The sequence below is a fragment of the Wocania arenilitoris genome (assembly GCF_021728535.1).
GTDB classification, from domain to species: Bacteria; Bacteroidota; Bacteroidia; order Flavobacteriales; family Flavobacteriaceae; genus Wocania_A; species Wocania_A arenilitoris.
The window spans coordinates 191,458-204,078 of the sequence record NZ_JAKKDU010000001.1; the positions used below are offsets into that span (position 1 = coordinate 191,458).

Consider the following 12,621-nt stretch of genomic DNA (forward strand, 5'->3'; position numbering starts at 1 on the left):
TGAAATTTTATACTATTTTTGATTCTTTAAAATCAATCTAAATAAGCTTGCAAGATAATTTAGCCAATTTAAAACGCGGAGAACATGGTATAATTACTGATGTTTCCTCAATTCATATCCCTTTAAAACTATTAGAAATGGGATGTTTGCCTGGTAACCCCGTGCAACTTTTACAAGTTGCTCCTTTTGCAGACCCGATGTATTTAAATATTAACGGTACCCATTTGGCTATAAGAAAAGAAACAGCTATTCATATTTTAATAGATAAAATAGCACATGAGTAAGCAAATTAACGTCGCCTTAATTGGTAATCCGAATACTGGAAAAACCTCTGTTTTTAATGCACTTACGGGTTTAAATCAAAAAGTTGGAAACTACCCTGGCATTACCGTTGAGAAAAAAGAAGGTATTTGCAAATTGCCCCGAGGTGTTAAAGCTCATATTATTGATTTACCAGGAACTTACAGTTTAAATGCCTCATCGCTTGATGAGAATGTAGTTATTGAGTTACTACTTAATAAAAAAGACAAAGATTTTCCGGATATAGCTGTGGTTGTTAGCGATGTTGAGAATTTAAAAAGAAACCTTTTACTTTTTACTCAAATTAAGGATTTAGAAATCCCTACTGTACTTGTTATCAATATGGCTGATAGAATGCGTTACAAAGGCATTTCTTTAGATATAGAATATTTAGAAAAACATTTACAAACAAAAATAGCTTTAATAAGTACACGTAAAAATGAAGGTATAAATGATTTAAAACAACTCATTTCTAACTATAAAGACATTTCTATAGCACCATGTATAAATGCATCTGAAATAGATACTGAGTATTTTGATAGCTTGCGAAAAGCCTTCCCAAACCAATTAATTTATAAGCTTTGGCTAGTTATTACTCAAGATGTAAACTTTGGAAAAACAGATAGAAACGAAATTGATGCCATCTCTAGTTTTAAAACAAAAAGCGAAAGTGAACTAAAACGATTACAGCAAAAAGAAACAATAAAGCGTTACCAGTTTATTAACAACGTACTTAAAAAAGGACAAACTATTGATGCCTCTCAAGCTAAAGATTTACGCTCAAAATTAGATAGAGTACTCACACATAAAGTATGGGGTTATCTTATTTTCTTTGTTATTTTACTCACTATTTTTCAAGCTATTTACGATTGGTCTAGCATACCAATGGATTTTATCGATAGCGTTTTTGCATCGTTAAGCGAATGGGCAAAAACGCAATTACCTAAAGGTGCCTTTACTAATTTATTAGCCGAAGGCATTATTCCTGGTCTTGGTGGTATCGTTATATTTATTCCACAAATAGCCTTTTTATTTCTGTTTATTTCGGTGCTTGAAGAAAGCGGTTATATGAGTCGCGTTGTTTTTTTAATGGACAGAATTATGCGGCGTTTTGGGCTTAGTGGAAAAAGCATAGTACCTTTAATTTCGGGTACCGCATGTGCTATTCCTGCTATTATGGCAACTCGTAATATTGAAAGTTGGAAAGAACGCTTAATAACTATTTTAGTAACACCATTTACTACCTGTTCTGCAAGACTTCCTGTGTACTTAATCATCATCGCATTAGTAATTCCAGAAGGTCGTTTTTTAGGATTAGGATATCAAGCCTTAACATTAATGCTTTTATATCTTATAGGCTTTGGTACGGCTGTATTTTCGGCTTATATTTTAAATAAAATTTTAAAAATAAAAAGCAAATCGTTTTTTGTTGTTGAAATGCCAAATTACAAACTTCCGCTGTTTAAAAATGTGGGTTTAACCGTTGTTGAAAAAACAAAAGCTTTTGTGTTTGGTGCCGGTAAAATTATTCTTGCTATATCTATTGTGCTCTGGTTTTTGGCATCTTATGGTCCTGGAGAAAATTTTAATAATGCTGAAAATATTGTGAAAGCAGAGGATGCTTCGCAGAATTTAAATGAAGAAGAATTACAGCAAAAAATAGCATCTCATAAACTAGAACATTCTTTTATAGGCTTAACAGGAAGAGCAATTGAACCTGCAATACGACCATTGGGTTACGACTGGAAAATTGGCATTGCCATTGTAAGCAGTTTTGCTGCTCGCGAAGTGTTTGTGGGTACGCTGGCAACCATTTATAGTGTTGGAAGCGATGAAGAAGAAACCATTAAAAACCGAATGGCAGGAGAAATAAACCCTGTTCTTGGTGGCCCATTATTTAATTTTGCGTCTGGTATTTCGCTACTTTTATTTTATGCTTTTGCTATGCAATGTATGAGTACACTTGCCATTGTAAAAAAAGAAACCAATAGTTGGAAATGGCCAACACTACAACTCGTTATTATGAGTGCTTTTGCATATATTGTAGCATTAATTGCTTTTCAACTTTTAAAATAAATGAATACCATTATACAAAACATATTAGCTATTACAATACTTGCTTTTGCAGTAGTTTTTATAGTAAAAAAGTTTATTTGGAAACCTAAGAAAAAAACCGCCAAAGCCTGTGTAAGTGAAGATGGTTGTGGTTGTCATACCAATTACACATTAAAATGAGCTAAAAAGGGTTTGCATAATTTTTGATTATAAGTAATCAATTTTATGATTTCATTGTTTAAGTTATTATTGACAAAATCAAAGAGCCGTCAACAAAGAACAACTTAAAGATAATATCAACCATTTTATGAAGAAAAGAAAACAAGATAAACCCAAGTAAAAAAATATTTTCACCATAAGCACGCACAGTATGCTGCTTAAGAGGTTTATAAGAACTAATTATCTAAACGATTAATAAGTCTTTTCGGTTCATTCTTTCCAATCTAATTTTACCTTTTTTATAAATAGAGTGAACAGAGGAATTACTAAAAGTTTTTCCATAGGGTGTTAGTAACCCTTCGTTATTTAAAATTTGAGATATTTTTCTATACCCAAAAGGGGTAAGATTTTCTTATAAATAGCCCTTAATTCTATCGAATAAGTACTCTTGGCACTCAGTATAATAAGACTTCAATAAATGAGTCGTAGTTACTGATACAGAGGACTCTACGATTAATGTGTAGGGGTAAAAGAATAAATGTCACTTAGCGTTACTCCACCGTAACAGATTTTGCTAAGTTACGTGGCTGATCTACATTACAGTTGCGCATAACTGCAATATGATATGATAAAAGCTGAAGTGGAATAGTAGTTAATAAAGGAGAAAATGCTTCCTCTGATTCTGGAATTTCTATAACATGATCAGCAATTTCTTTTACTGCAGTATCGCCTTTGGTTACAATAGCAATAATTTTACCTTTTCTTGATTTTATTTCTTGAATATTACTTACTACTTTTTCGTAATGCCCTTTACTTGTTGCAATAACAATTACAGGCATCCTATCATCAATTAAAGCAATAGGACCATGCTTCATTTCTGCAGCAGGATAGCCTTCTGCATGAATATAGGAGATTTCTTTAAGTTTTAAAGCACCTTCTAAAGCCACAGGAAAATTATAACCTCTACCCAGATATAAACAATTGGTAGAAAGCAAATATTGTTTTGCAATGTCTTTTACGTGCTCATCAACTTTTAATAATTGTTCTACTTTTTGTGGAATTAGTTCTAATTCTTGTATGTGTAATCTAAAATCTGAACTCGACATAGTGCCTTTAGCTCTTGCCAAACGCAAAGCCATTAAAGTTAGCACGGTTATTTGAGTTGTAAATGCTTTAGTAGAAGCTACTCCAATTTCTGGTCCAGCATGTGTGTATGCACCAGCATCAGTTTCTCTAGCAATAGATGAGCCCACAACATTACAAACTCCAAAAACAAAAGCTCCTTTAGATTTCGCTAATTTAATGGCGGCTAAAGTATCTGCAGTTTCACCAGATTGTGAAATTGCGATAACAACATCTTTCTCAGTTATTACAGGGTTTCTATAGCGGAACTCAGAAGCATATTCTACTTCTACAGGTATTCTAGAAAACTCTTCAAATATATATTCGGCAACTAAACCAGCATGCCATGAGGTACCACATGCTACAATAATAATACGATCAGCGTTTAAAAACTTTTTCATATTATCTTCAACACCAGCCATTTTTATAATGGCTTTGTCTCTTAATAATCTTCCTCTGTAAGTGTCTCTTATGGCTCTTGGTTGCTCATGTATTTCCTTTAGCATAAAATGATCGTAACCACCTTTTTCTATTTGCTCAAGATTCATTTGAAGTTCTTGAACATAAGGATCGACTAACGAATCGTCTTTAATTTTTCTGATTTTTATGTCTTTTCCAAGCCTAATAATTGCCATTTCTTCATCTTCTAAATAAATGGCGTTTTTAGTATATTCTATAAAAGGAGAAGCATCACTTGCTATAAAAAATTCGTCTTTACCAATTCCTACAGCTAATGGACTACCAAGCCTAGCAATAACAACTTCCCCTGGTTTTGTTTTATCAAAAACTGCAATAGCATAGGCGCCAATTACTTGGTTTAATGCAATTTGTATTGCTTTGCCAAGTTTAACATTTTCTTTCTTTTTAACGTCCTCTATTAAATTGATTAAAACTTCAGTATCAGTATCTGATTGAAACGTATAACCCCTAGAAATGAGTTCTTTTTTTAAAGCATCGTAGTTTTCAATTATGCCATTGTGTATGATGGCTAAATCTCCTGAATTAGAAGCGTGTGGATGCGAGTTTACATCGTTAGGTACACCATGGGTTGCCCAACGTGTATGACCAATACCTAAACTACCATTTTTGGTAATTTCTTGTTCTGATCGTTGTTCTAAATCTGATACTTTTCCTTTAGTTTTAGAAATTTTAAGGTCGTTACCGTCAAATAGTGCAATACCAGCACTATCATAACCTCGATATTCTAATCGCTTTAGACCTTCAATAATAATTGGGTAAGCTTCTCTGTGTCCTATATATCCAACTATTCCGCACATAAGTAATTTGTTTAATTAATTTGGGGTTTAATTTATTAGGAACAAATATGTAAAAAAAATATCTACAAATGTCATAATATTATATGAACTTGACATTTTTTACGATGAAACTCAAAAACAGTAAGTAAAACAGATACTATTTTAAATAAAGAAGACTTATAATATGAATTTAAAAATTAGGCTCTGTAAAAAATATTTCAAGCTTCATTTTTCTGTTTTCAGGAACGTTTTGATGATTTCCGTATAAAGTTGTACCTCTAGGAGTTAATATAGCTGCCGCGGGCGTTTCTGTAACTTCATCTCCACTATCTAAAATTTTAAAATTGTTAGTTAAATTAACATTAGTAGACAAAAGGAGGCCTAATTTTGTGTTTGTTGAATCCTTAAGTAAAATATTATTAAGATGTTCGGTAATACGGATTTTGTATTTTGAAATACCATTGTTATCTGTAATACGTTGTCCTAAGCTAAAAATCTTAGAATTTAGTGGGTTAGAGTTCGTGTTTTGACTTCCTGTTGGATCTAACGAATAATCAATTGTTGGAATATTGTTTTTTATATCGTAAGCATAAAGCCTATCGAATTTATGAAAATCAGGATCACCTCCATTATCTGCATTTTCATCTTCGTAAATTAGAAGATGAGCTTCGTTAATTAATCTTTTAAGCGGGAAATCACCATTAACTTTAGGTAAATACTCGCCATTTTCATCTAATTCTCTGTATGTTTTTTTAAAGCAATCTAATGGAGTTCTCATGGTAATTACACCACTTTCGTCTTCGCATTCTACCATTTCACCTCCAAATAAATCTACTACTGCCATAGAGCCTTCTGCTCCTTTTAAATATAACCTTTCGTCGCCAGTCGTTTTATTACCATTAGTTAAGGCAATGCTATAATCATTTATAAAGGTGTTTAGTGTATTACCGGTAAAGTTTAAGCTGTAATTACTTTGAGTTCGTTGCCCATCTACAGTTGAATCTTTAGAATAATAGATGGTTATATTAGCTGATGATAAATTGAAAAAAGTCATGTTGCCAGCCCCATTAATAGGCTCAGCTTTAAAATATAAACCTCTAAAATAATCTCTAAAATTGTTGGTGTTACTAAGTGCAGGATCTCCCTCTTTATCAATAATTACAGTTTTCCAATAATCTTTATCTAAATGTACTCGTAATGCCGGTACTTGTCTATCAACAACCTCTTCTTCACCTTCAGTGCTTTTTAAAATAATGGCTTTACCACTTGGTAAGTAATGTTTTTGTTCATTATCGTCGTAATAATCATAAATCATTTCACCTTTATGATCCTCAAAATTTATAACATTGGTGCCATCAAGAGCTGAATTTGTAGAAGCGCTAGCATTAGAAAAATAATTCTGAGTTTCGTTAAACTCAGAACTTGGATTAAAATCTCTTAAAAAGTAATTATTTCTATAGATTGTTAATTTTACAGGTGAGTTACCGTAAAGAGAGTCTTCAATAGAATATTTAATGTTAGTAGTTCCTTCTTCGGTTCCAACTTGTTTACTGTAATACGGAATACTTAAAACTACTGAATCAATTTCAGGATTATCTCCAAAATTAGGGCTAAAAGTATTTGGAGTTATTTGAGTTATAATGCTTGCTGTTGTTTGCCCAAAGGCAGGGTCGTTAAAAACACCAAATAAATTTGAGGATAAACCATTAATTTGAAGTGAATTTAACTTTTTGTTGTAAGCTAAAATTTGAAGATTTAAACTATCTGTATTAAAATTGGCATTGTCTTTTCCTAAAACATCACTTTCAATAGAGTTAAAATCTTTATCGCAGGCAATAAATAATGCCATAACTAATAAAAAAATACTGGAAAATTTAAGGGCTTTAAATGTCTTTTTCATAATCTTTTCTAAACGAAGTAGAGGTTAGCTACAAACTTTTGTATTTAAAAATTCAGTATATGCTTCACCAAATTCATCTTTACTTTTATACTCTAAAATAGGTTTATCCGAGGCTTTTAAATATGCATTTAAATCTTCAGTCATATCTTCAGACCCCACTATTAAAGCGTCAGAATAGTCAATAGCAACTTTCATTAAGTTGTTGTACGACGGGTTTTCTAGTAACTTAATAGCGTCTTCATCAATATTATCAAACTTAATTTTGTTAACCATGTCTTTATTTAACGCGCCTTCAAAACTTTGATTATATATAGAAGTAACTATTTTACTCTCACTAAATAATGGTTCGTCTTTATAATATTGCTTTAAATAAAGCGGTAATAAAGATGCCAACCAGCCATGAACATGAATTGCATCTGGCGACCAGTTAAGCTTTTTAACAGTCTCTATTACACCTTTTGCAAAGAAAATGGCGCGTTCGTCATTGTCAGAAAATAGCTCTCCGTTTTCGTCGGTAAGTGTAGCTTTTCTTTTAAAATATTCATCATTATCGATAAAATAAACCTGAATGCGCTCTTTAGGGATAGATGCTACTTTAATAATAAGCGGCATGTCTAAATCGTTAATAACTAAATTAATACCAGATAACCTTATAACTTCGTGTAATTGATGTCTTCTTTCATTAATATTGCCATATCTAGGCATAAAAATTCTTATTTGACCACCTTGTTGATTTACCATTCTTGGTGCTTCAAAAGACATGGATGAAATCTCTGTCTCTGGTAAATAAGGAACTACTTCAGATGATACGTATAATATCCTCTTATCTTTCATATATTAGTTTTTATTAGCTTTTTATGGCTATATAAATGAATAGCTTTTTTGAGAAATCAAAATAAAAAACACGCAAAAGTACAAAATTTTATGCGAATTGGTAGTAAAATATTAAGTTTGCAAGCGTTAATTTTTTATTAAATAATGATTATTTTTTCACAAAATATGCTAATTGCTAGGGCAATTAACGAATTAAAAGCTAAAAAGTTTACTATAGGTTTGGTGCCAACTATGGGTGCGTTGCACAAAGGGCATTTGGCTTTGGTAAAAAAAGCGTTAAATGAAAACGACAGAGTTATAGTAAGCATATTTGTTAATCCTACACAGTTTGATAATAAAGATGATCTTAAAAAATATCCAAGAACTTTAGATGAAGATACGGTGTTATTAAAAACCGTTTCGAAAGAAAAAATTTTAGTTTATGCACCAACCGTTGAGGATATTTATGAAGGAAATGCTGTGTCTCAAAAATTTGATTTTGATGGTTTAGAGTTTGAAATGGAAGGCAAGTTTAGAGCCGGTCATTTTGATGGTGTTGGCACCATTGTAAAACGCTTTTTCGAAATCATAAAACCTCATCGTGCTTATTTTGGCGAGAAAGATTTTCAGCAATTAGCTATCATTAAAAAATTGGTTGAAAAATATAATATTCCGGTTAAAATTATTGGCTGTCCTATTTACAGAGAAACCAATGGTTTAGCAATGAGTTCGCGAAACAAACGGTTGAAACCAGAGTATAAAAATACAGCGCCTTTTATTTATAAAACTTTAAAAGTTGCCAAAGAGAAATTTGGCACAAAAAGTGCTAATAAAGTTTCGGAATGGGTTGAAAATGAGTTTGCTAAACATGAGTTGTTGAAATTAGAATATTTTATTATTGCAGACTCCAAAACCTTAAAGCCTGTTAAAAGAAAATCAAACAAAAAAGTATATAGAGCGTTTATAGCAGCATATGCAGATGACATTAGACTTATTGATAATATCGCACTAAATTAATTACCTTTGCCTCATGCAAATTCAAGTAGTAAAATCTAAAATTCACAGAGTTAAATGCACAGGTGCAGAACTCAATTATATAGGTAGTATTACCATTGACGAAGATTTAATGGATGCTGCCAACATTATACAAGGCGAAAAAGTTCAAATTGTAAATAACGATAACGGCGAGCGCTTAGAAACTTATTGTATTCCTGGTCCGCGAAAAAGTGGAGAAATAACCTTAAATGGTGCAGCAGCTAGAAAGGTATCAGTTGGCGACACACTTATTTTAATCACTTATGCGTTTATGAATATAGAAGAAGCTAAAATATTTAAACCATCTTTAGTTTTTCCTGATGAAGCCACAAACTTGTTAAAATAAAGGTTTGAATCCAAGATTAATAAAATCGATAAAACTTATACTCCCATTATTACTGGGAGTTTTTTTGGTTTGGTATTCATTAAAAGACGTACCTATGCCAGTAATTATTGATTACTGGAAATCATCAAACAAATTTTGGGTTTTATTGGGCGTTTTTTTTGGCTTATTAAGCCATTTGTCAAGGGCATATCGTTGGCGTTTTCAATTAGAACCAATGGGTTATAATATTAAATTAGAAAATAGTATTATGGCTATTTTTGCAACCTACTTAATAAATTATACCATTCCTAGATCTGGTGAAGTGGCTAGGGCTACTATAGTTGCAAACTATGAAAATGTTCCTTTTGAAAAAGGATTTGGCACTATAGTAGCAGAACGTATTGCAGATGTTATTGTAATGCTAGGAATCATTACAATAACTTTATTTCTTCAGTTCGATATTATTTACGGGTTTTTAATCGAAAAATTTAATCCACTAAAAATTATAATTGGATTAGTGATTGCCATTTTTGGAATTTTATTATTATCTAATTTTATTAAAAGAAGTAAATCAAAACTAGCTTTAAAAGTAAAAGCTTTTATTAATGGTTTAATAGAGGGTGCCTTGAGCATTTTTAAAATGGAAAAAAAATGGGCGTTTATTTTTCATACCTTATTTATCTGGGGGATGTATTTACTTATGTTTTATGTTACATCTATGGCTATTGAAGATTTACAAGGTATCTCTACAGGAGCCATTTTAATAGGCTTTATTTTTGCAAGTTTTAGTATTGCCACAACAAGTGGTGGTATAGGAGCGTATCCAATTGCTGTTAGTTTAGCTTTTTCTATATTCGAAATTGCAGATGGGCCAAGTATCGCTTTCGGTTGGATTATGTGGGCATCACAAACTCTTTTAATTATTCTTTTTGGAGGCTTATCATTGCTTTATCTGCCTGTTTTTAACAGAAACAAATCAAATTAAGTCTTAGCTTTTTTCTTTTTTGAATTCTTATCGCTTATTTATTACCTTGCCAATATTAAATCTCAAAATCCTTTTTAAAATGACAAAATCAATCGTTTTTTTATTATTTATATGTTGTGTTTTCAAAACTATTGATGCTCAAGTTAAATACGAAACTTTTGAGTCTTCAAAACTAGGAGAAACACGCGAAATAAAAATTCAACTTCCTAGAGGATATAATGCTAACGAAGACAGAGGTTATCCGCTTTTTATTGTGTTAGATGGCGATTATTTATTTGAGGTCGTAGCAGGAAATGTAGATTATTACTCGTATTGGGAAGATATGCCGGAATCTATTGTAGTTGGTATTAATCAATTAGATAAACGATTTGATGATTGCATGTACTCTGAACAAAACTCATTGCCAATTGAAAAAGGCGCAGCTTTTTACGAGTTTATAGGTATGGAGCTTATTCCATATATTGAAACAACATACCGAACTGAAAATTTTAAAGTTGCTGTAGGTCATGGAGAAACCGCAAATTTCATCAATTATTATTTATTAAAACAACAACCATTATTTCAAGGTTATATTGTTATTAGCCCAGAATTAGCACCTAATATGTTAGATTATATTCCAGAGCAATTAGGAAAATTAGAATCTAAATTATTTTATTATTTAGCTAATACAAAAAACGATTCTAAGTCTATAAAAAAGATGACAGAAGCTTTAAATAAAGATATTTCGGCTTTAGAAACTAAAAATGTGTTTTATAATTTTGATAGTTTTGAAAGCGGGTCGCATTATTCGGTTCCAGCACATGCCTTACCTAAAGCTATGGAAAGCATATTTTATGTATTTCAGCCTATTAGTAAAAAAGAATATAAAGACGTTATTTTAGAATTAGAAGGTTCTCCTGTTGAATACCTTAAAGAAAAATATCAAATGATTAATGAGTTGTTTAATATTGAAAAGCAAATTTTAATTAACGATTTTAAAGCCATTTCTGCAGCCATAGAAAAGACTGAAAAATTTGAGTATTATGAGTCTTTAGGAAAAATGGCACGTAAAGAATACCCTAAAACCCTTATAGGAAACTATTATTTAGCAAGATTTTATGAGGAAACAGGCGAACCTAAAAAAGCAATGCGTACCTATCAATCGGCTTATACTTTAGATGAAATAGCGGGTCTTACAAAGGATTTAATGTTAGAAAAAGCAGATTTAATTAAAGAAGATTTTGGGTATTAATGGCAAAAGTTAAAACTTCTTTTTTTTGCCAAAGTTGTGGCAATCAATATGCTAAATGGCAAGGACAATGTACAGCTTGTAAAGAATGGAATACTATTGTTGAAGAAGTTATTCAAAAACCAGAAAAGAGTGATTGGAAATTTCCAGTATCATCAGTAAAACGTGATTCAGTCCCATTACGAATTAAAGATATTGATGTTTCAAAAGAACCTCGATTAGACACCTTTGATGCCGAATTTAACCGTGTTTTAGGTAGCGGCATTGTTCCAGGTTCTTTAACCTTATTAGGTGGTGAGCCTGGAATTGGGAAGAGTACATTATTGCTTCAAATTGCATTAAAATTACCTTATAAAACTTTGTATGTTTCTGGAGAGGAAAGTCAGAAGCAAATTAAAATGCGGGCAGAACGTATTAACCCAAACAACAATAATTGTTATATTTTAACCGAAACGAAGACTCAAAACATATTCAAGCAAATTGAAACTTTAGAACCCGATATTGTAATTATTGATTCTATTCAGACTTTACATAGTGACTATATCGAATCATCTTCAGGAAGTATTTCTCAAATAAAACAATGTACAACCGAACTTATAAAGTTTGCTAAAGAAACAGCAACACCTGTTTTGTTAATTGGTCATATTACAAAAGATGGACATATTGCTGGACCTAAAATTTTAGAGCATATGGTAGATACGGTTTTGCAATTTGAAGGCGACCGCAATCATGTGTTTAGAATTTTGCGAGCCCATAAAAACCGCTTTGGCTCAACAAATGAATTAGGAATTTACGAAATGCAAGGTTCTGGATTACGTGAAGTTTCCAACCCCTCGGAAATTTTAATTTCTAAGAAAGATGAAGAATTATCGGGTAATGCCATTGCAGCAACTTTAGAAGGTATGCGCCCACTAATGATAGAAGTGCAAGCTTTAGTAAGCACTGCAGTTTATGGTACGCCACAGCGAAGCGCCACAGGATTTAATGCTAAGCGCCTCAATATGTTGCTTGCTGTTTTAGAGAAACGTGCTGGTTTTAGACTTGGAGCAAAGGATGTCTTTTTAAACATTACAGGTGGTATTACGGTAGATGACCCTGCAATAGACTTAGCTGTTGTAGCATCTATACTATCATCTAACGAAGATGTCGCTTTACAAAAAGATTTTTGCTTTGCTGCTGAGGTTGGTTTGTCTGGAGAAATCCGTCCTATACAACGTGTGGAGCAACGCATTTTAGAAGCCGAAAAATTAGGGTTTTCAACCATTTTTGTGTCTAAATACAGTAAAGTTTCTTTAAAAAACATAGCTATTAAAATTCAATTCATTTCTAAAATAGAGGATTTGATAGCGCATATAATCTGATTTTTTTTTGGTAGTGATTTTAACAATATCAAATTGGATTTTAGAAGAAAAATAGGGTACTTTGCTTTTTTAGTGTAAATAT

11 protein-coding genes are annotated in these 12,621 nt (G+C 31.8%); 8 read left to right on the plus strand and 3 right to left on the minus strand.

The features are described from left to right. Nucleotides 1–47 precede the first annotated feature (47 nt). From L3X37_RS00960 to L3X37_RS00970, 3 genes are read left to right on the plus strand one after another with little or no spacing between them, the layout of a single operon-like run. Nucleotides 48–284 carry a FeoA family protein gene (locus L3X37_RS00960; protein ID WP_237238293.1) on the plus strand — a complete coding sequence of 79 codons (237 nt, stop codon included), beginning with the start codon at nt 48–50 and terminating at the stop codon, nt 282–284. Beyond that, entirely contained in the window at nt 277–2,376 is a 2,100-nt protein-coding gene (gene feoB, locus L3X37_RS00965) for a ferrous iron transport protein B (RefSeq protein WP_237238294.1), read from the plus strand. Before L3X37_RS00960 ends, feoB begins: the two co-directional genes overlap by 8 nt. Beyond that, nucleotides 2,377–2,535 (plus strand): FeoB-associated Cys-rich membrane protein, encoded by a 159-nt coding sequence (locus L3X37_RS00970; RefSeq protein WP_237238295.1) that lies wholly within the window; start codon nt 2,377–2,379, stop codon nt 2,533–2,535. Nucleotides 2,536–3,065: 530 nt separating this feature from the next. Here L3X37_RS00970 and glmS read toward each other — a convergent pair. The 3 genes from glmS to L3X37_RS00985 all read right to left on the minus strand — a co-directional run bounded on the left by glmS (nt 3,066) and on the right by L3X37_RS00985 (nt 7,626). After that, nucleotides 3,066–4,913, minus strand: coding sequence for a glutamine--fructose-6-phosphate transaminase (isomerizing) (gene glmS / locus L3X37_RS00975; protein WP_237238296.1), 1,848 nt, complete (start codon nt 4,911–4,913; stop codon nt 3,066–3,068). A gap of 169 nt (nt 4,914–5,082) precedes the next feature. Then, on the minus strand, nt 5,083–6,792 hold the full coding sequence (gene bamH / locus L3X37_RS00980; RefSeq protein ID WP_237238297.1) for a BamH family beta-barrel-assembly machinery protein: 1,710 nt from the start codon (nt 6,790–6,792) through the stop codon (nt 5,083–5,085). A 24-nt stretch (nt 6,793–6,816) separates the two neighbouring features. Continuing rightward, nucleotides 6,817–7,626, minus strand: a complete 810-nt coding sequence (locus L3X37_RS00985) for a glycogen/starch synthase (RefSeq protein WP_237238298.1) — start codon at nt 7,624–7,626, stop codon at nt 6,817–6,819. A 144-nt stretch (nt 7,627–7,770) separates the two neighbouring features. Between L3X37_RS00985 and panC the strand changes: the two genes are divergently transcribed. From panC to radA, 5 genes are all read left to right on the plus strand, one after another. Then, nucleotides 7,771–8,622, plus strand: a complete 852-nt coding sequence (gene panC, locus L3X37_RS00990) for a pantoate--beta-alanine ligase (RefSeq protein WP_237238299.1) — start codon at nt 7,771–7,773, stop codon at nt 8,620–8,622. A gap of 13 nt (nt 8,623–8,635) precedes the next feature. Then, nucleotides 8,636–8,986 carry an aspartate 1-decarboxylase gene (panD, locus tag L3X37_RS00995; protein ID WP_237238300.1) on the plus strand — a complete coding sequence of 117 codons (351 nt, stop codon included), beginning with the start codon at nt 8,636–8,638 and terminating at the stop codon, nt 8,984–8,986. Between the two features lie 4 nt (nt 8,987–8,990). Next, entirely contained in the window at nt 8,991–9,950 is a 960-nt protein-coding gene (locus tag L3X37_RS01000) for a lysylphosphatidylglycerol synthase transmembrane domain-containing protein (RefSeq protein WP_237238301.1), read from the plus strand. Nucleotides 9,951–10,029: 79 nt separating this feature from the next. Next, on the plus strand, nt 10,030–11,181 hold the full coding sequence (locus L3X37_RS01005; RefSeq protein WP_237238302.1) for an alpha/beta hydrolase: 1,152 nt from the start codon (nt 10,030–10,032) through the stop codon (nt 11,179–11,181). Further along, nucleotides 11,181–12,539, plus strand: a complete 1,359-nt coding sequence (gene radA / locus L3X37_RS01010) for a DNA repair protein RadA (RefSeq protein WP_237238303.1) — start codon at nt 11,181–11,183, stop codon at nt 12,537–12,539. Before L3X37_RS01005 ends, radA begins: the two co-directional genes overlap by 1 nt. Nucleotides 12,540–12,621: the final 82 nt, after the last annotated feature.